At 72.8% G+C, this 19,296-nt stretch carries 16 protein-coding genes; 7 read left to right on the top strand and 9 right to left on the bottom strand.

Translation table 11 applies throughout. The annotated features are described in order from the left end of the window. Positions 1 to 74 precede the first annotated feature (74 nt). Positions 75 to 1,076, bottom strand: coding sequence for an RDD family protein (locus ACFFIA_RS16435; protein WP_377251797.1), 1,002 nt, complete (start codon positions 1,074 to 1,076; stop codon positions 75 to 77). Between the two features lie 37 nt (positions 1,077 to 1,113). Here ACFFIA_RS16435 and ACFFIA_RS16430 point away from each other — a divergent pair, with 37 nt between their 5' ends. Next, complete coding sequence (locus ACFFIA_RS16430; RefSeq protein ID WP_377251795.1) at positions 1,114 to 2,082, top strand: stage II sporulation protein M; 969 nt, start codon at positions 1,114 to 1,116, stop codon at positions 2,080 to 2,082. Here ACFFIA_RS16430 and ACFFIA_RS16425 read toward each other — a convergent pair. The 5 genes from ACFFIA_RS16425 to ACFFIA_RS16405 are packed head-to-tail and all read right to left on the bottom strand — an operon-like array spanning position 2,060 to position 7,106. Next, the gene (locus tag ACFFIA_RS16425; protein WP_377251793.1) at positions 2,060 to 3,340 is read right to left on the bottom strand and encodes a DUF58 domain-containing protein; all 1,281 of its coding nucleotides are present in this window, start codon (positions 3,338 to 3,340) and stop codon (positions 2,060 to 2,062) included. The genes ACFFIA_RS16430 and ACFFIA_RS16425 overlap by 23 nt on opposite strands. Next, the gene (locus tag ACFFIA_RS16420) at positions 3,340 to 4,308 is read right to left on the bottom strand and encodes an AAA family ATPase (RefSeq protein WP_377251791.1); all 969 of its coding nucleotides are present in this window, start codon (positions 4,306 to 4,308) and stop codon (positions 3,340 to 3,342) included. The genes ACFFIA_RS16425 and ACFFIA_RS16420 overlap by 1 nt, the downstream gene beginning before the upstream one ends. After that, a complete protein-coding gene (locus tag ACFFIA_RS16415) occupies positions 4,305 to 5,585 on the bottom strand; it encodes a DUF4350 domain-containing protein (RefSeq protein WP_377251789.1) in 1,281 nt (426 codons plus the stop codon). Before ACFFIA_RS16415 ends, ACFFIA_RS16420 begins: the two co-directional genes overlap by 4 nt. Continuing rightward, on the bottom strand, positions 5,582 to 6,163 hold the full coding sequence (locus ACFFIA_RS16410; protein ID WP_377251787.1) for a DUF4129 domain-containing protein: 582 nt from the start codon (positions 6,161 to 6,163) through the stop codon (positions 5,582 to 5,584). The genes ACFFIA_RS16415 and ACFFIA_RS16410 overlap by 4 nt, the downstream gene beginning before the upstream one ends. Before the next feature lie 34 nt (positions 6,164 to 6,197). Beyond that, positions 6,198 to 7,106 (bottom strand): hypothetical protein, encoded by a 909-nt coding sequence (locus ACFFIA_RS16405; protein WP_377251785.1) that lies wholly within the window; start codon positions 7,104 to 7,106, stop codon positions 6,198 to 6,200. A gap of 54 nt (positions 7,107 to 7,160) precedes the next feature. Here ACFFIA_RS16405 and mtrA point away from each other — a divergent pair, with 54 nt between their 5' ends. The 5 genes from mtrA (at position 7,161) to hpf (ending at position 12,981) form a co-directional block, all read left to right on the top strand. Further along, positions 7,161 to 7,850, top strand: a complete 690-nt coding sequence (gene mtrA / locus ACFFIA_RS16400) for an MtrAB system response regulator MtrA (RefSeq protein ID WP_173069308.1) — start codon at positions 7,161 to 7,163, stop codon at positions 7,848 to 7,850. A 79-nt stretch (positions 7,851 to 7,929) separates the two neighbouring features. Then, complete coding sequence (mtrB, locus tag ACFFIA_RS16395; protein WP_377251799.1) at positions 7,930 to 9,543, top strand: MtrAB system histidine kinase MtrB; 1,614 nt, start codon at positions 7,930 to 7,932, stop codon at positions 9,541 to 9,543. Next, entirely contained in the window at positions 9,540 to 11,399 is a 1,860-nt protein-coding gene (locus tag ACFFIA_RS16390; RefSeq protein ID WP_377251783.1) for an LpqB family beta-propeller domain-containing protein, read from the top strand. Before mtrB ends, ACFFIA_RS16390 begins: the two co-directional genes overlap by 4 nt. A 6-nt stretch (positions 11,400 to 11,405) precedes the next feature. Next, complete coding sequence (locus ACFFIA_RS16385; protein WP_377251781.1) at positions 11,406 to 12,110, top strand: ComF family protein; 705 nt, start codon at positions 11,406 to 11,408, stop codon at positions 12,108 to 12,110. 244 nt (positions 12,111 to 12,354) lie between these two features. Continuing rightward, on the top strand, positions 12,355 to 12,981 hold the full coding sequence (gene hpf, locus ACFFIA_RS16380; RefSeq protein ID WP_377251779.1) for a ribosome hibernation-promoting factor, HPF/YfiA family: 627 nt from the start codon (positions 12,355 to 12,357) through the stop codon (positions 12,979 to 12,981). Here hpf and ACFFIA_RS16375 read toward each other — a convergent pair. Then, the gene (locus ACFFIA_RS16375) at positions 12,954 to 14,060 is read right to left on the bottom strand and encodes a GNAT family N-acetyltransferase (RefSeq protein WP_377251777.1); all 1,107 of its coding nucleotides are present in this window, start codon (positions 14,058 to 14,060) and stop codon (positions 12,954 to 12,956) included. The two genes, hpf and ACFFIA_RS16375, sit on opposite strands and share 28 nt — an antisense overlap. Then, the gene (locus tag ACFFIA_RS16370) at positions 14,057 to 15,178 is read right to left on the bottom strand and encodes a GNAT family N-acetyltransferase (RefSeq protein ID WP_377251775.1); all 1,122 of its coding nucleotides are present in this window, start codon (positions 15,176 to 15,178) and stop codon (positions 14,057 to 14,059) included. The genes ACFFIA_RS16375 and ACFFIA_RS16370 overlap by 4 nt, the downstream gene beginning before the upstream one ends. A 161-nt stretch (positions 15,179 to 15,339) precedes the next feature. On the opposite strand from ACFFIA_RS16370, the gene secA reads away from it, so the two are divergent. Further along, positions 15,340 to 18,216, top strand: a complete 2,877-nt coding sequence (secA, locus tag ACFFIA_RS16365; protein ID WP_377251773.1) for a preprotein translocase subunit SecA — start codon at positions 15,340 to 15,342, stop codon at positions 18,214 to 18,216. 348 nt (positions 18,217 to 18,564) lie between these two features. Here secA and ACFFIA_RS16360 read toward each other — a convergent pair whose 3' ends face one another. Then, on the bottom strand, positions 18,565 to 19,161 hold the full coding sequence (locus ACFFIA_RS16360) for an Rv3235 family protein (RefSeq protein WP_377251771.1): 597 nt from the start codon (positions 19,159 to 19,161) through the stop codon (positions 18,565 to 18,567). Positions 19,162 to 19,296: the final 135 nt, after the last annotated feature.

Raw genomic sequence — 19,296 nt, 5'->3', positions numbered from 1 at the left:
CAACACCGATTTTCAGCCCGGAACGGGCCGCCCGCCAGAGGCGACAGGGACTAGATCAGCGTCCTACCAGGCCCTCAGTCGGGGGCGGCCTGGCGCAGCGTGCTGGCGACCGGTGGGCGGCGCATGCCGGTCCAGTCGGGCTGCTCGGCGGTCGGGCCCAGCCACGGCGGCTTGGGCCAGGCGTGGCTCGGCCACTCCTGCGGTGAGCCAGGCGGCACCGGCACCGGTGGGCGGGTCAGCGGCGGCGTACGGCGGGCCGGGCCGGCGAGCCCTGGCCAGAGTGCCGCGGTGGCCGCTCGTGCGCGGGCCAGGCGGTGGGCGGCCCGGCGGTGGCGCTCGGCGAGTACGGCCGCCAGGTAGGCCCAGCCGGGCACGCCGGGCGGTGGTGGCGGCGTGGTCTTGGCGAGGATCTCGCTGGCCAGCGCCTGCCCCAGCCGGCTCCGCTCCGGCTCGGAGAGGCCGTGACCGCGGGCCAGGAAGTGCCGTACGGCCAGCGCCAGGTCGTCGTCGAGCCCGGTGAGGTCGAGCGTGGCGGCCCAGCTCGCCAGCGGTGGTGGCATGCCCGGGACCCAGCCCCACGAGGCGGGCGTGCGCTCGTGGATAACCATCGTGCCGGCGGCCAGGTCGCCGAGGCGCTTGCCGCGCGGGTTGGCGAGCATCGTGGCGAGACTCGCGACCCAGGTGACCAGCGGCAGCACCAGCCCCGGCCACTCCACGGCGACGCCCACCAGGCTCCGGGTCAGCGCGTGACGGAAGCGCACCGGCCCGCCGTCGTCGCGTACGACGCGGAGGCCGACCGCGACCTTGCCGAAGGTACGCCCGCCGTTGAAGGTCTCGCAGAGCGTGGGGTAACCGACGAGCACGAGTACGGCACCGATGGTGAAGAGGGCGCCTTCGAGGGCGGCATCGATCACCGGCGCGGTGGAGAGGACCACGGCGACCAGGATCAGCAGGCAGAGCGCGAGCATCAGCTGGACGACGATGTCGATCAGCAGCGCGAGGACCCGGGAACCGACCCGGGCCACGCGTACCTCCAGCTCAACGGCCTCGCCGCTGACCAGACCGCTAATCGCCACTTGCGCGCCCACCCGACAAGTGAACACCATGTCGGGCGTGGACCTCGACGCGTACGTCGCCGAGCACGACGGAGAGTGGCGGCGGCTGGAGCAGTTGTCGCGTGGCCGGCGGCTGACCGCGGCCGAGGTGGACGAGCTGGTGGCGCTCTACCAGCGGGCCGCCACGCACCTCTCCGTCGTGCGCAGCCGCTCGCCCGACCCGGCGCTGGTGGCGCGCCTCTCCCGGCTGGTGCTGGCCGCCCGTTCCACGATCACCGGGGGGAGCCGGATCTCCTGGCGTGAGGTGGGCCGCTTCTTCACCGAGGGCTTCCCGCTCGCCGCCTACCGCGCTTGGCCGTGGTGGTGCGGGGTCGCGGTGGCGTTCACCCTGCTCACCGGCTTTCTCATGTGGTGGGTCGCGGGCCATCCGGAGAGCGCGTCGGCGTTCATCGGCGAGGACGCGGCCGAAGCGCTGGTGGCCTCGGAGTTCGCCGGCTACTACACCGAGTTCCTTCCGCAGACCTTCGCCTTCCACCTCTGGACGCACAACGCCTGGCTGGCCGCCCAGTGCCTGGCCTCGGGCGTGCTGATCGTGCCGGTGCTCTGGCTGCTGTGGCACAACGCGCTCAACATCGGCGTGGTCGGCGGCGTGATGATCTCGTACGGCCGGGGCGACCTCTTCTTCAGCCTCATCACGCCGCACGGGCTGCTGGAGCTGACCGGCATCTACGTGGCGGCCGGGGTCGGCCTCCGGATCGGCTGGTCGTGGATCGCGCCGGGGCCGCACCGCACGCGCGGCCGGGCGGTGGTCGAGGCGGCCCGCGACGGCATGCTGGTCGCGGTGGGGCTGGTCGGGCTTTTCGCGGTGTCGGCGCTCGTCGAGGCGTTCGTGACACCGTCGTCGCTGCCCGCGGTCTTCCGGATCGGCATCGGGGTGGCGGTGTGGCTGGCGTTCCTCGGCTATGTGCTGATCCTGGGGAGCGCCGCGGCGGCAAAGGCGAGGCTCAGAGCTTCCCAGCCTGCTTGAGCGCGAGGTACGTGTCGGCGACCCGGGAGGCGAACGCGTCGACCGGCGCGTCGAGCACCTCCACGCCGTGGCGGGTCAGGGCCGCGCGCACACGGTCCCGCTCGGCGAGCGTACGCAGCGCGGCGGCGGCCAGGTAGGGGTCGCCCCGGGCCTCGGCGAGCAGCGGGTCGTGTACCGCCGCCACGAGCACCTTGTGCCGCGCGGCCAGCCGGGGCAGCACCGGCAGGAGGCCGTCGCCGAGCGCGCCCGGCTCCAGCGCGGTGAAGAGCACGACCAGCGCCCGCTTCCGCTCCCGCCGCAGCACCTCGCCGACCACCAGCTCGAAGTCGGTCTCCACAAGAGACGGTTGCAGCGGGGCGACCGCGTTGACGAGGCGGGGCAGCAGCACGTGCCGGCCGCCGGAGACGGTGGCGCGTACGGCGGTGTCGACCGCGAGCAGGTCGACCTGGTCGCCGGCGCGCAGGGCGAGCGCGGCCAGCAGCAGCGCGGCGTCGATGGCCGCGTCCAGCCGGGGCTCGGCGCCGGCGAGCACGGCGGAGGTGCGGCCGGTGTCGAGTACGCACACCACACGGCGGTCACGCTCCGGCCGCCAGGTGCGCACGAGCACGTCGGAGCGGCGCGCGCTGGCCCGCCAGTCGATCGAGCGCACATCGTCGCCGATGACGTACTCCCGCAGCGCGTCGAACTCGGTGCCCTGCCCGCGCCCGCGCGTGATCGTGGAGCCTTCGAGCGTACGAAGGCGGGCGGTCTTCTCCGGCAGGAAGCGCCGCGAGTCGAAGCGGGGCAGCACGCGGAGTGTCCACTGTGGCGTGGCTGGCCGCCCGGCCCGCTGGCGGAAGGCGAGGCGCAGCGGGCCGTACGAGCGGAGGGTCAGCCGCACCGCCGGCCGGTCGCCGCGGCGGGTCGGCGTCAGCGAGGTCTCCAGCACGATCGCGCTCTCCGGCTCCACGACCACGCGGTGGGTCGCCGGTGTGGCGCCGGCCGAGGGGACCCAGGCGTCCCGGATCTCGGCGTGCAGCAAGCGGGCCGACCGGTTGGTCACGCGCAGCGACACCGTGGCCGTCTCGCCGGAACGTACGGTGCGCGCGCCGTCGCGGGTCAGCTCGATCTCCCGCAGTGGCGCGGCGAGCAGGAGGTCCACCATGGACAGTACGAGCACGCCGCCGGCGAGCACCGCCAGCCCCAGCCACGGCGACGGCCACAGCGGGAGCGTCGCGGCGGCGAGGGCGACCAGCAGCGCGGCCCGGCCGGTGACCATCAGCGTGGCGTCGGCACGGTCGCCAGCACCGCGTCGAGTACGGCGTCCGCCGTGACGCCTTCGAGCTCCGCCTCGGGGCGCAGCCGTACGCGGTGCCGGAGCACGGCGCGGGCGACCGCCTTGATGTCGTCAGGCGTGACGTAGTCGCGCCCGGCCAGCCAGGCCCACGCCTTGGCGGTGCCGAGCAGGGCGGTACCGCCGCGCGGCGAGGCGCCCAGCTCCAGCGAGGGCGAGGTGCGCGTGGCCCGGCAGAGGTCCACGATGTACGCGAGCACCGGCTCTGCCACGCCGACCCGCTGCACGTTGGCCCGCCCGGCGGCCAGGTCGGCGGCGGTGGCGACCCGCTGCACGCCGGCCGCCTTCAGGTCACGCGGGTCGAAGCCGGCGTGGTGCGCGCGCAGCACGCCGATCTCCTCGTCGCGTGCGGGCAGCGGCACGCTCAGCTTGAGCAGGAAGCGGTCGAGCTGCGCCTCCGGCAGCGGATACGTTCCCTCGTACTCGATGGGGTTTTGGGTCGCCGCCACGATGAACGGCTCGGGGAGCGGACGGGGCGTGCCCTCGACGGAGACCTGGCGCTCCTCCATGACCTCCAGCAGTGCCGACTGCGTCTTCGGCGGGGTGCGGTTGATCTCGTCGGCGAGCAGGAGGTTGGTGAAGACCGGGCCGCTGCGAAACTCGAAGACCGCGCTGCGGGGGTCGTAGACGAGCGAGCCGGTGACGTCGCCCGGCATGAGGTCGGGCGTGAACTGGAGCCGCTTGGCGTCGAGGTCGAGGGCTTCCGCGATCGTGCGGACGAGCAGCGTCTTGGCCACGCCGGGCACGCCCTCCAGCAACACGTGGCCGCGGCACAGCAGGGCGATCACCATGCCGGTCACGATGGCGTCCTGGCCGACCACGGCCTTCGCCACCTCGGCGCGCAGCCGGTGCAGGGCGGCGCGGGCCTCGTCTGATCCCGCGGGATGGGTCACCGTGCTCTCCTAACGGATTCGACGAGCGCGTCCAGATCGGACTGGAGGCGCCGCAGGTCATCGTCGCTCTCGGGGGCGGGCCCGTCCAGCAGCCCTTCGATCTGCTCCCGGTCGCGCCCGCTCGCGGCGGCCACGGCGTCCACAAGCGACGCCTCGGGTTCGGGGGCGAGCAGTTGCGCCAGCCGCTCGCGGGCCGCCGCCCGGAGGACGTCCGCGGTCGGCCCGCGCGCCTTCGCCCGGCGGTAGAGGCGGCCACGGCCGTGTACGGTCTCGGCCGCCCGTACGGTCACCGGCAGCGGCTCGGTCACCGGCGCGCCGAGCCGGCGGGCCCGCCAGAGCGCGAGGAGCACCACGGCCAGCGCGAGTTGCACCAGCAGCGCCCAGAACCAGGCCGGGAACGCGTCCCACAGCGGGTTCTCCTCGCCCCCGCGTGCGGAGGAGTCGCCGGAGGAGCCGTCGCCGGTGCCGTCCCGGCTGCCCTCGCCGTCACCTTCGCCCGAGCCACCGTCGCGGGACCCTTCGCCTTCGCCGGAGCCCTCCTCGCGCGGGTCGGCGCCGAGCGACGGGGGTACGCCGCTGGGGGAGCCGGGATCGCCGGTGCCGGCGGGCGGCGGCTCCAGCTTGTGCAGGTCGAGCCAGACGACCCGGGGGCGGGCGGCGAGCAGGCCGGTGGCGAGCGTCTGGTTGCCGTGCTCGCCGATCCGGTCGTTGCGGAACGGGTCGCTGGCCCCGATCACCACCAGCTCGGCCCGGTGCCAGTCGAGGTGTACGACGCCGGCGCCGTAGCACGGCGTGCCGTCGCCCTCGTACCGCTGGCGCAGCGCCGCCGCCCGGCCGGCCTGGCGCGCCTCGTCCACCGCGCATCCGGGCTCCTCCACGCGGGCCGCCCAGCGCCGGCCGCCGGGCCGGAGCGGGATCGCGGCGTCGTCGAGCGCTTGGCGGGCCGGGTCGACCAGCACGATCCGCGTGGTCGACGGCAGCAGGCGGAGCATCGCGAGGTACCGCGGATGCACCACGCGGGGCACCGGTACGAAGAGGGTCGCCGCGCCGTCGTACGCGGCGACGAGCGCCTCCGAGGTGCGGGTCTCCACCTGCACCTGGATGCCCCGTGCGCCGAGCGCGTCGGCCAGCCGCCGGCCGCCGATCGACTCAGCGCTGGACGGGCTGAGGAACGCGGGGTCGCTGGGGTCGGGCTCGTTGATCGAGTAGGTCACGCCGGTCACGGCGAACACCAGCGCCACCACGCCCAGCGGGATCGCGAACCGGTGCCACCTCACGACAGCGCCCGGTGCATCTGGTCGGCGAGTTCGCGCATCCGCAGGTCGTGCTGGGCGCCGGCGTCGCGCTGGCCGTACCACACCTCGGAAAAGACGCCGCCCGCCTCGCGCAGCGGCGCGTCGACCACCGGACGGGCCCGGGCGGCGGCGCCGGCCAGCTCGGTGACGGTCCACCCCGGGCGATGCTCGACCACCTGGCGGTCGACCAGCTCGCGGACCATGGCACGGAGCCGCTCGCGTACGGCCTCGGCGTAGCGGCCCTGCTCGGCGAGGCGGTCGGCCAGCGAGACGAACGCGGCCACCGGCAGGTCGGGCAGCTCGTCGCCGGCGAGGGCGGCCAGTGGCTCGGCGGCCTCCGCGGCGGGCTTGCAGCGCCGCCGGAGCGGCCAGTGGAAGCGGGGCCACCGCAGCCGGACCCGGGGCCGGCGCAAGCGCGGCAGGCGGCGCGGGACCCAGTGCGGCCACCAGTACCAGCCGGCGCCGACCAGCGCCGCCACGACCAGCAGTGCGAGGGCCGCCAGCGGCAGCGGTACGACGTCGCCGAACGCCGCGACCGACTCGGTCCACCAGCGACTCACGCCGCCCCCTCGCCGGCCCGGCCGGCGCGCCCGCTCAACGGGCCACTCCGAGCAGCGCGGGCGTGAGCGGGCCGCGGTGGCGGGCGCGGGAGAGCAGGATGTCGAGCCCTTCGGTGCGCATCCGGGTCTCCAGGTGCAGCACCGCGTCGAGGCAGGCGAGCGTCGGGTAGGCCACCGTGTTGACCAGCAGCCAGGCCAGCGCGCTCATCAGGGCGGTCCACTCCGCACCGCCGAGGCGGAGCGCGTCCAGCGCGGCGTACGCCCCCAGGCCGAGCGCAACCCGGATGGCCAGCCAGGCCACGTACCCCAGGATCCGGATCCCGGCCGCACGCAGGCCCGCCCGGCACGCCAGGCCCGCGGAGCGCCGCAGCGCCCGTCCGGGTCCGAGCTGATCGAGTACGACCGCGGGGGCGGCCAGGCCGAGGAGCCCGTACACGGCGAACCAGGCGGGTCCGGCGAGGGCCGCGACGAACATCGCGACCCCGGCCACGACGGCGACCACGGCCACCGCCAGGAATCGGCCGCCTCGGGGACGCAGAAGCTGGCGGGCAGTCGGACGCTGTCCGAGGATGTCGGCGCCGGCGGCGCGGGCGGTCAGCCCGCCCAGCAGCGCGATGATCGTGACCTCGGTGGCCGCGCCCGTGGCGAGCATGACCCAGTAGAGCTCCATCTCGCGAAGCTGGGGAAAGTCGGGGAGGTAGGCGGGGGGTTCGACGTCGGCGGCCAGCCGGAGCGGCGCGAGCAGGGCCTGCTCGATCGCGGCGAGCACCGCCGCTACGGGGAGTAGCGCCCGGCCGTGCGCACGCAGCAGTGACACCGCGGTGTCGAGCAGCTCGCCGACGGTGAGCGGGCGCAGCGGCAGCAGCACTGCGCCATCCTGGCATGGGCCTGCCAACCGGGCGAACTCGTCGCCCTTCGACTGGGAGATCGTCCGATTTGTCATAACCCCAGGTGAGGGCGGTCCCATGGATCGGACGCGAGGTGGAATATTGAACGCATGAGGGCACGGGTACTGGTTGTCGACGACGATCCTGCGCTGGCCGAGATGCTTGGCATCGTCCTGCGCAGTGAGGGCTTTCTGCCGTCCTTCGTCGCTGACGGTGAGCGCGCGCTGGCCGCTTTCCGGGAAAACCGGCCCGACATCGTGCTGCTCGACCTGATGCTGCCCGGGATGAGTGGCATCGACGTGTGCCGGTCGATCCGGGGCGAGTCCGGCATCCCGATCGTGATGCTCACCGCCAAGAGCGACACCGTCGACGTGGTGCTGGGGCTGGAGTCCGGCGCCGACGACTACGTGGTCAAGCCGTTCAAGCCCAAGGAGCTGGTGGCCCGGATGCGGGCCCGGCTGCGCCGGGGCGAAGACGCCGCGCCCGAGCTGCTGACCATCGGCCCGCCGGGCAACCAGATCACGATCGACGTGCCGGCCCACACGGTCAGCCGTGACGGCGAAGAGGTCAAGCTGACGCCGCTGGAGTTCGACCTGCTCGTCGCGCTGGCCCGCAAGCCGCGCCAGGTCTTCACCCGCGAGGTGCTGCTGGAGCAGGTCTGGGGCTACCGGCACGCGGCCGACACGCGTCTGGTCAACGTGCACGTCCAGCGACTGCGCGCCAAGATCGAGCCGGATCCCGAGCGGCCCGAGATCATCTTGACGGTGCGGGGCGTGGGCTACAAGGCGGGCACCGGATAGCCTGGCCGCCGTGGCAGAGGACGCACGCTCCGTAGCCGCGCTGCACGCGCGGGCGCTGGCGGCTGTCCGCGAGCTGGAGATGTGGCGCCGGGCGGCCCGGCGGGGCGCCATCCTGGCCGCGCCCGTGCACCACACCTGGCGCCGCTCGCTCCACTTCCGGGTCGTGGCGATCACGCTGGTCACCTCCAGCCTCCTGGTCGGCGCGTTCGCCTACCTGGTCGCCACGCAGAGCACCAACATCCTCTTCGAGCGCACGCGCACCGCCGCCGAGGCGCAGCTCCGGGGCGACGCCGGCTACGCGGCCGAGCAGTTGCAGAGCTTCAACCAGGCATACGAGCCGCAGGTGCAGCGGACGCTCAACAACATCGTCAGCTACCTGTCCCGGGGCAGGCCCGACCAGGGTGGCGCCCTCGTCGCCCTCACCGCCAGCGGCCACTCCAACCTGCGTACCGTGCAGGCGTTCGACGTCTCCCCACTGGTCAGCGCCGATCTCGCGCGGAAGGTCGCCAACGACGGGCGGATCTCGTGGCAGATCCGCACGCAGGATCTCGGGTCCGGCCCCACGAAGTACCTCGTGACCGGCTCTCGGGTCCCCACCGGATTCGGGCAGGTCGAGCTCTACTACATCGTCCCGCTCTCCACGGAAGACCAGACCGCCAACCAGATCCGCACGACCGTGCTGGTCACCGGCCTCGCCCTGGTCATCCTGCTGGGCGTGCTCTCCGCGCTGGTGACCCGGCTGGTGGTCAAGCCGGTGCGGGTCGCCGCGCGCACCGCGCAGCGCCTCTCCGCCGGCCTGCTCGACCAGCGCATGGCCGTGCACGGCGAAGACGACCTGGCGCTGCTCGCCGCGTCGTTCAACCAGATGGCGACCAACCTCCAGCGGCAGATCGTGCGGCTGGAGGAGATGTCGCGGCTCCAGCGGCGGTTCACCTCCGACGTCTCGCACGAGCTGCGTACGCCGCTGACCACCGTACGGATGGCGGCCGACCTGATCTTCGCGGAGCGCGACGAGTTCGACCCCACGGTCGCCCGCGCCGCCGAGCTGCTCCAGGCCGAGCTCGACCGGTTCGAAGGGCTGCTCACCGACCTGCTGGAGATCAGCCGGTTCGACGCCGGGTTCGCGATGCTCGACGCCGAGCCCACCGATCTCGTGCCGGTCGTACGCCGCGTGGTCGACCGCCTCGACGGCCTGAGCACGCGCGCCGGCGTACCGGTCGAGCTGAGCGTGCCGGAGACCCCGGTGATCGCCGAGGTCGACCCGCGCCGGGTCGAGCGGATCCTGCGAAACCTGGTCGGCAACGCGGTCGAGCACGGCGAGGGGCGGCCAGTGTCGGTGGCGCTCGGTCTCGACGAGTCCGCGGTGGCCGTGACCGTGCGCGACCGTGGCGTCGGCCTGCGCCCCGGCGAGGAAAAGCTGGTGTTCAACCGCTTCTGGCGGGCCGACCCGTCGCGGGCCCGGCAGACCGGCGGCACCGGCCTGGGCCTGTCGATCAGCCTGGAAGACGCGCGGCTGCACGGCGGCTGGCTGGAGGCGTGGGGGGCGCCGGGCCAGGGCGCGCAGTTCCGGCTCACGCTTCCGGTGCGGGCCGGCGACCGCCTGACCTCTTCGCCGCTACGGCTCGTACCGCCGGGCGCGGTGCCTGGCCACGCCCCGGAGCAACCACCGACCACGGTGGAGGTGACCACGTGAGGCGACGTCGCGTCCTGGCCGCGGCGGCCGCCGCGCTGGCGGTCGGGCTTTCCGGCTGCGGGATACCCGACGAGACCGAGGTCCGCGACATCGGCCCCGCGCCGGAGCCGGGCTTCGCCCAGAGCGGTGACGTCGGCCAGGGTCCGCCGACCCGGGACGCCGCGCCGACGATAGAGGGCTTCGTCGACAACTTTCTGGCCGCGCCCGCCGGCGAGCCCGACAAGGCGGTGCAGCGGGTCCGCGACTACCTGACCGAGAGCAGCCGCGAGCGCATCAAGGTCGACGCGGGCGCCGGCCTCAACGTCGTGCGCGTGCGCGACACCACCATCGCCCAAGCTGAGCAGCAGGGGAGCTACAAGGTCACGCTGAAGGTCGACCAGGTTGGTGTGCTCAACGAGCAGGGCTCGATCGGTCCGGCGGCGCTCAACGAGACCACGTACACGTTCACGATCGGTGGCGTCGAAGGCCCCGAAGGCTGGTACGTCACGAGCCCGCCGACCACCGACGCGCTGCTGGTCAGCACCGACGCGCTGCGCAAGTACTACACGCCGCTGACGATCTACTTCTGGAGCGTCGACCGCACCACGCTGGTGCCCGACGCGCGATACATGCCCAACGAGCGGGACGGAGGGCTGCGCCCCACCGATGTCGTCGACTGGTTGATCAAGGGGCCGTCCAGCTGGCTCCTCGGTGCCGTCGCCGAGATCAACGACGGCACCGAGCGGCGGCAGAACGTCCCGTACCCGAACGACCGGCTGGAGGTCGGGCTCAGCGCGGTCGCGACCGAGCAGCAGACCCCGGCCGAGCAGATGGTCGACATGCGCGACCAGCTCGGCTGGCAGCTGATGTGGTCGCTGCGGCCATATCTGGAGGGCGATCTGGAGCTGCGGATCGACGGGCAGAGTTCGAAGACCTTCCACCAGGACCAGATGTTCTACGCGGCAAACGCGGCGCACCACGCGGCCGAGCTGGAGCAGAGCAGTGAGCAGCCCGAGCGGTTCGCGCTGTACGAGGGCCGGATCCACCGGCTGAAGGGCTCGCCCGGCGGTGGCACGCAGCCGCTGCCCCGGATCCTGCTCGCCTCCGGGGTCAACCAGGAGCTCGTCTCCGCGGCCCTGGCCCGTGAGTCGGGGCCGGCTGGCGTGCTCACGGCCGCGGCGCTCGTGCGGAAGAAGGGGGAGCAGTTCCAGCTGGAGGTCGGGTCGGTGGTCGGCGACGACGCCCAGCCGCTCGACGCCGGCCGGCCGTACGCGTCGCTGGGCCGGCCGGTCTGGCTCAAGGCCCCGATGAACGCGGGGCTGGTGGTGGTCGACCGCAAGCACCTCTACCGATTCACGGCCAACCGGGCCGAGTTGGAGCGGGTCGTCCTCCCAGAGGAGATCGACGGCAAGGTCACCGATGTCGCCGCGTCGCAGGACGGGCGGCGGATCGCCGTCGTGGCCGGCGGCCGCGTGTACATCCTCGGTGTCTCCCGCGACGGGGTGCAGGTGGACGCGAAGAGGGCCCGACTCGTGCCGACCGCACTGCGCAACGTGACCGCGGTCGACTGGAGCGAGGAGTCCAGGATCGTCATCGCGGGCACCGGGTCGGACAACAAGGTCGCGGTGTGGGAGATGGGCCTGGACGGCGCGATCGAGGAGCAGCAGGCGGGCGACGCCGGCGGCACGGTGACCGACCTGGCGGTGTACCCGGTCGATCCGGTCAGCGAGGCCGCGACCAAGGTGATGTACGCCCGCGAGGGCGCCGCCTACGACTTCCACGGCGACAACTCCGAGATCGAGGCCAACGAGGTGATCGGCGCGCCCGAGCAGATCGATGCCAGCCGCGTGACCGCGCCCTTCTTCCTGCTGGACTGATCGGGCATGGGCGGCTGGGCGGGGCTGGTCGACCTCGTACTGCCGGCCGAGTGCGCGGGCTGCGGCGCCGAGCGGGTCCCGCTGCGGTACGCCGTCTGCGCCCCCTGCGCCGAAGGGCTCGATGGCCTCCGCCCCGGACCCGCCGCGCCCACCCCGGTGCCGCCCGGCATGCCACCGTGCACCGCCCTGGGCGCGTACGACGGGGTGCTGCGCGACGTGCTGCTCGGCTACAAGGAGCGGGGTCGCCACGGGCTGGCCGTACCGCTCGGCGCGTTGCTGGCCGACGTGGTCGCGGCGGCGCTGGGCGGGGCTCGCGGCGGCGTACTCCTGCTGCCGGTGCCAGCCACCGCGAAGGCCGCGCGGGCCCGGCACGGTGACCACATGACGCGGCTGGCCCGGCGGGCGGCGGAGCGGCTGCGGCGCGCGGGCTGGCCCGCGGCGGTGGCGGTGCCGGTGCGGGCGCTGCCTCGCCCCGACTCGGCCGAACTCGACGCCGCCGGGCGGGCCGCGGCCGCGGAGACGGCCTTCCGGATGCGGGCCGGACGTGTCTCCGCGCTGCGCCGGGCGGCGGCCGGGCGGCGCGTGGTGCTCGTGGACGACATCGTCACCACCGGCGTCACGCTGGCCGCGATGGGCAGGGCGTTGGCGTCCGCCGATGTGGTGGTGGAGGGGGCCGCGGTGCTCGCGGCGACTCAGCTCCGTTACGGGTAGTAGGGCTCTTTTCACCCCATCGTGCTAACTGGGCGAATCTTCCCGAAACGGTCTTGGCTAGAGGGGTGACTACAGGGCGCGCACAAGTTAGCGTCGTCTTCACCGGGGTAAGACCAACGGTTCAAACACCGGAAGGGCGCTACGGTCCTAGCCCTCGCAGCCGGAGAGGAGGCGTAAATCCTTCATCGTCATCCGGCACCCGGCCGGTGACGTCACCACAGAACCATCGTGGGGGAGGTCACGCGTGGACATCGTCGTCAAGGGGCGCAACGTCGAAGTGCCCGATCACTACCGAGTACACGTAGGCGACAAGCTCGCCAAGATCGAGCGCTACGACCAGAAGCTCATCCGAGTCGACGTCGAACTATTCCACGAAAGAAACCGGCGGCAGTCGGACCACTGCCAGCGCGTGGAGATCACTGTCTATTCTCGGGGTCCGGTCATCCGGGCTGAGGCCTGTGCGAAGGACTTCTACGGGGCTCTCGACAGCGCGATCGCCAAGCTCGACACCAGGTTGCGCCGCGCCGCTGACCGGCGGCGTGTGCACCGCGGCCGTCACACTCCCGTCTCCGTCGCCGAGGCGACGGCGGGCCTGCCCACCTCGTGGCTGAACGAATCGACGGCTGCCCCGTCAAACGGATCGACGGCCACGGCGGTCGCGGATCCGGTCGAGGAACAGGACGACCAGCCGTGGCACATCGTCCGGGAGAAAGAGCATTCGGGCGAGCCGATGACCGTCGACGACGCGCTCTTCCAGATGGAGCTCGTCGGGCACGACTTCTATCTCTTCCTCGACAAGGAAAGCGGCAGGCCGAGCGTCGTCTACCGGCGCAAGGGCTACGACTACGGGATCATCGCCCTGTCGGCCTGAGCCCGGGCCACGTCACCGGCCAGCAGGCCGTACACGACGTCGTCGACGCGGGTGCCGGAGATGCCGGGCAACCGTCCGCGGAGGTAGCCCTCCCGCCGGAACCCCGCTTTCTCCAGCACCCGCTGCGACGGCGCGTTGCCCGGCAGCGTGCCCGCGCTGAGCCGCCCGATGTCGGTCTGCCCGACCGCCCACTGGGAGAGCAGGCACACGGCCCGGGTCGTCATGCCGCGCCCCCGCCACGCGGGGAGCATCGCGTAGCCGATCGCGGCCGAGGCGGTGCCCGGGTCTTCGTAGTAGAGGCCGATCGTGCCCGCCGGAGCGCCGGTCGGCACGTCGGCGATGATCAGGTCGGCCCGCTCGCCGGAGAGCCACCGCCCCTCGGCGTGGGCGCACCGCAGCTCGACCTCCGCGCGGTCGGGCACGATCGGCGGGAGGCTGGTGCCGGCCACGTCGGGGAGCGCCAGCAGGGCGTGCAGGAAGTCCACGTCGCCGGGGCCGACCGGCCGCAGCGCCACCACACCGTCGCTCAGCACGCCGCCCGGCAGGTCGGGGATCAGGCGCGGCGTGGGTCCGGGCGGGTCACCGGCGAGGCGGGCCCAGACCACGAGGTCGTACCGGCCCGCGGGGCCCTGCCCGCCGCCCCGGCGGATCCCCTCGCGCTGGAACCCGCTGGCGAGCGCGACCCGCTGGCTGGGCCCGTTGGCCAGGTTGGTGAGCAGCTCGACGCGGCCGAACCCGCGCTCGAACGCCCACGCGGTCAGCGCTCGGGCCGCCGCGGTCGCCACGCCCCGCCGCCGGGCCCACGGCGCGACCCAGTAGCCCAGCTCGCCCTGCCCCCGCTCCGGTACGGGGCGGCTGAGGCCCGCGCCGCCCACCAGCCGGTCGGTGGCGGGGTCGGCGATCGCGTACGCGACACCGCCGGTCGCCCACGCCGAGGGCGCGCCGTGGGCGATCCAGTGCACCGCGTCGGCCCGCGTGTACGGCGTGGCGTGCGGGTGGGCGTATCCGGCCGCGAGGTCGTCGACGTCCGCCTCCCGGAAGGGGCGCAGGCGGATCCCGTCGCGGTCGATGGTGATCATGGGACGAGCCCGCCGACCCAGGCGTCCACGCGCTCACCTCGGTGGTTGAGCGCGCCGCGCTGCGTACCCTCGATCGTGAATCCGGCCTTTTCCGCCGCTCGCCGGGAGGCCACATTGCCGACGTGCGCCCGCCACACGACGCGGGCCAGCCCGAGCGAGCCGAAGCCCCAGTCGCAGAGGGCCCGCAGCGCCGCCGGGGTGTAGCCGCGGCCGCGGACCCGGGGCGCCGCGAGGTAGCCGACCTCGGCGACGAGCGGGTCGTCGGCCGAGACGGTCAGGTCGATCGAGCCGGCCCAGGCGTCGTCGGGATCGGCGATCGCGTAGACCGCGCCCTTGCCGCTCGCCCACTTGGCCGGCGTGACGCGCGTGGCGAAGTCTTCGGCGTGCGCGTGGTCGTACGGGTCGGGCACGGTGGTCCAGCGGACGCTCTCCGGGTCGCGGCAGGCGTCGACGATCGCGTCGAAGTCGCGCGGCTCCGGGCGGCGCAGCCGCAGGCCGCCTTCCGCGCCGAGCACCGGCTGGGGCGCCCCGAAGACCCGCGCCCGGCGGATCACCGTCTCGTCGATCACGGGGTCCAGCGGGTCGCCGGGAAGCAGGGCGCCCACCCAGCCGTCGCCACCGTCGTCGGCCATCCGCATGTAGCCGTCGATCCGGAAGCCGGCGCGGAGCGCGACCAGCCGGGATGCCTGGTTTCCGACCGCGGCCTGCCAAACGACGCGCCGCAGACCTAACGACTCGAAGGCCCAGCGGGACACCGCCCTGGTGGCGCGGGTCGCCACGCCCCGGCCGCGGGCCCATGGCGCGGTCCAGTAGCCCACCTCGGCCGAGGAGAGCACGCGGTCGATCGTGACGAGGCCGCAGGAGGCGAGCAGCTCACCGGTGTCCGGGTCGGTCACCGCGAACGGCGCGCCGGTGCCGGCCCGCCAGGTGGCGGCGGAGTACTCGGTGACGAAGTGACGGGCGTGCTCGGGGAGGTAGGGCGACGGCACGCGGGTCCAGTGCTGGATGGCCGGATCCTGGCAGGCCCGGTAGACGGAGTCGGTGTCCTCTTCCCGCCACGGGCGGAGGACCAGCCCTTGATCGTTAATCTCCGGTTGGCTCTTTCCTTCTGCCCCCACGCGGCCATGGTGCCGTACCGTTCGCGGCGGGCATAACCGTATTCGCAACGTTCCTAGTGCAAAATGTCCGCTTTGGCGCGATCGCCGGAGACGTGGCTGACAGTTGCGCCGAAGGTGCGCCTACGATGGTTCGGCAGACTGTCCAAGGGGAGCGTTGACCCGTGTCGATTTTGGAAAAGGTCCTTCGCGCCGGCGAAGGGCGCATGCTACGGCGGCTCAAGGCGGTCGCCACCGCTGTCAACTCACTCGAGGACGAGTACACCGACCTCACCGACGCCGAGTTGCGGGAGCTGACAGATCAGTACCGCGAGCGCATCGCTGACGGTGAGTCCCTCGATGACCTGCTCCCCGAGGCGTTCGCGACCGCCCGCGAGGCGGCCTCCCGAGTGCTCGGCCAGCGGCACTACGACGTGCAGGTGATGGGCGGCGCCGCGCTGCACTTCGGCAACATCGCCGAGATGAAGACCGGTGAGGGCAAGACGCTCACCTGCGTCCTGCCCGCGTACCTCAACGCGCTCTCCGGCAAGGGCGTCCACGTGGTCACGGTCAATGACTACCTGGCCCAGCGCGACGCCGAGTGGATGGGTCGGGTGCACCGGTTCCTCGGCCTGAGCGTCGGCGTGATCCTGCCCAACCGCCCCGCGGCCGAGCACCGCGCGGCGTACGAGTGCGACATCACGTACGGCACCAACAACGAGTTCGGCTTCGACTACCTGCGCGACAACATGGCCTGGTCGAAGGATGAGCTGGTGCAGCGCGGCCACAACTTCGCGATCGTCGACGAGGTCGACTCGATCCTGATCGACGAGGCCCGCACGCCGCTGATCATCTCCGGCCCGGCCGAGCAGTCCGCCCGGTGGTACACCGAGTTCGCCTCGGTCGTCGCCCGCCTCCAGCCCGGCAAGGACGGCGAGGGCGACTACGAGGTCGACTACGCCAAGCGCACCGTCGCGATCACCGAGCGGGGCGTGGCCAAGGTCGAAGACCGGCTCGGCATCGACAACCTGTACGAGTCGGTCAATACTCCGCTCGTCGGCTACCTCAACAACGCCATCAAGGCGAAGGAGCTGTACAAGCGCGACAAGGACTACATCGTCAACGACGGCGAGGTGCTGATCGTCGACGAGTTCACCGGCCGCATCCTGCACGGCCGGCGCTACAACGAGGGCATGCACCAGGCCATCGAGGCCAAGGAGCACGTCGAGATCAAGCAGGAAAACCAGACGCTCGCGACGGTCACGCTGCAGAACTACTTCCGGCTGTACGACAAGCTGTCCGGCATGACCGGCACCGCGCAGACCGAGGCCGGCGAGTTCAACAAGGTCTACAAGGTGGGCGTGGTGTCGATCCCGACCCACCGTCCGATGGTCCGCATCGACCGGCCCGACGTCATCTACAAGACCGAGAAGGCCAAGTTCAACGCGGTCGTCGAAGACATCGCCGAGCGGCACGCGCTCGGCCAGCCGGTCCTGGTGGGCACGGTCTCCGTGGAAAACTCCGAGATCCTGTCTCAGATGCTCCGCCGCCGAGGCATCCCGCACGCGGTGCTCAACGCGAAGTACCACGCCAAGGAAGCCGAGATCATCGCGCAGGCGGGGCGCAAGGGCGGCGTCACCGTGGCCACCAACATGGCCGGTCGTGGCACCGACATCCTGCTGGGCGGCAACCCGGAGCACCTGGCGGCCAGCGAGCTGCACCAGCGCGGCCTCGACCCGGTCGAGCACGAAGACGACTACCAGAAGGCGCTGGAGGAGATCCTTCCGCGCTGGAAGCAGGCGTGTGACGAGGAGGCCGAGGAGGTCGCCGCCGCCGGTGGCCTGTACGTGCTCGGCACCGAGCGCCACGACTCCCGCCGCATCGACAACCAGCTGCGCGGTCGTTCCGGCCGGCAGGGCGACCCGGGCGAGTCCCGGTTCTACCTGTCGCTCCAGGACGAGCTGATGCGGCGGTTCCGGGCCGGCGCGGTCGAGGCCGTCATGGAGCGCTTCAACATCCCCGAAGACGTGCCCATCGAGTCCAAGATGGTCACTCGGCAGATCAAGAGCGCGCAGGGCCAGATCGAGGGTCAGAACGCCGAGATCCGTAAGAACGTCCTCAAGTACGACGAGGTGCTCAACAAGCAGCGCCAGGTCGTCTACGCCGAGCGCAAGCGCGTGCTCGACGGCGAAGACCTGAGCGACCAGGTCAACCACATGATCAGTGACGTCGTCGAGGCGTACGTCACCGGCGCCACCTCCGAGGGGTACGCCGAAGACTGGGATCTCGACCAGCTCTGGGCCAGCCTCAAGCAGCTGTACCCGGTGGGCGTCACCATCGAAGACCTTGAGGAGGAGGCCGGCGGCGAGCGCAACAACCTCGACGGCGACTTCCTGACCGCCCGCCTCAAGGAGGACGCGCACGCGGCATACGCGCGGCGCGAGGAGGAGCTCGGCACCGAGGCCGTACGCCAGTTGGAGCGCATGGTCCTGCTGCAGGTGATCGACCGCAAGTGGCGCGAGCACCTGTACGAGATGGACTACCTCCAGGAGGGCGTGGGCCTGCGGGCGTACGCGCAGCGCGACCCGCTGGTCGAGTACCAGCGCGAGGGCTACGCGATGTTCGCCACGATGATGGACGGCATCAAGGAGGAGACGGTCGGCTTCCTCTACAACCTGGAGGTCCAGGTCGAGGAGGCGCCCACCGCCCCCGCCCCGGCGCCCGCGGGCGGCCCCGCCCCGCTGCCGATGCCCGACGACGCGACGGTGGAGATCCGCGCCAAGGGCCTCGGCCGGCAGCGCCCGCAGCAGCCGCTGCAGTACTCCGCCCCGACGATCGACGGAGCGGCCGGCGACGGCGCGGTCTCCGTCGAGCAGCAGCAGGACACCGCACCGGCGCTGGGCCTGGGCGGCCCGACCCCGCCGCGCGCGTCCGGCCGCCGCCCGTCCCCGTCGCCGAGCCAGGCGTCCAGCGGCGCCGGCCCGTCCCGCAACGCCCCTTGCCCATGCGGTTCGGGCAAGAAGTACAAGCGCTGCCACGGCGCCCCCAGCGCGGGCGCCTGACGCACCTCGTTCGAAGGTCCCTCCCAGCCGTGGAGGGACCTTCGTTCGTGTGTGGGTGCGCCTTGCCGCGCGCCGGTGCCTTTCGCTTGGGCTTCGCCCCGCTCGCGCCTAGCGCAGGTGATCGGGGCTGGCCTCGGCGGCCGTGGTGTGGAGCCCCGGGGCGCCCACCGCCTACGTTCGCAGGTGAGCGCCCTGGGGGGCGAGCGCGCGATCGATAGGCGCGCGAGTCCGAGCCGCCGCGGAGGCGTGGCTGGGTCAGCCGCTGTCTGAGGCCGGGCACCACCGGAGGTGTGGTGCCCAGCCGGTCTCGGGCGTCGGCACCTCCGAGGGCGTGGTGCTGGGTCGAGGTCAGACGAGGCGGACTGCCGCGCAGAGCCACCTCCCGCGCCTGCGCTCCAGGCGGAAGGCGAGTGCCCAGGTGCGGTCGGCCAGGGACAGGGCGGCCGCGCCCTCGGCGACGCCCGCCCTCGGCTCGCAGACACGCAGGTGGCGCACCATCACGAAATTGGCCTGGTGGCGGAGCAGGCGGCCGTTGTCTCGGGCGCGGCGGAGGCCATCGGCGCGGTCGAGGCAGGCGGCGACCTGCTCGACGATCGGCTCGGCCTGGTAGCCCGTCAGCATGCGGATGTGTGCCACCGGGCGGTAGCCGTTGAAGATCTCGAGGCACACGTCGAGGAAGCGACGGGAGGCGCGCTTGGCCTCGGGCGTGGCGTCGGGCGGTGTGGAGGCGGGCTGGTCGTGCGTGGCCCCCGGCGGCTCGTCGGTGGAGGTGCCGGAGCGGGCGCGTGGCACGGGGATCGGCGCGTGGTGCCGCCGTCGCGTGCCGCCGGAGTCGAACTGGAGGGGCAACTGGCCCCAGAGCGGAGGCGTGGCCTCGTCTTCGAACGGCGGATCGAGGGCGGGGACGGGGCGGAGCCGGATGGAAGGGCGAACCTTGGCGATCATGCAACACCCCGATCAGGGCCTAGCAATCTTATGTTTGCCTTCGTTTGCCTCCGTTGGCGTTCAGTCTCCGGCAACGAAAAACAGCCGTCAATGCCCTGTGGATAACCGGCGAAGGGCTCCCCTGTGCCCGATGCG

Source organism: Phytohabitans kaempferiae, from assembly GCF_042433955.1.
In the GTDB taxonomy this organism is placed as follows: Bacteria; Actinomycetota; Actinomycetes; order Mycobacteriales; family Micromonosporaceae; genus Phytohabitans; species Phytohabitans kaempferiae.
This window is presented reverse-complemented; position numbering and strand designations above follow the sequence as displayed.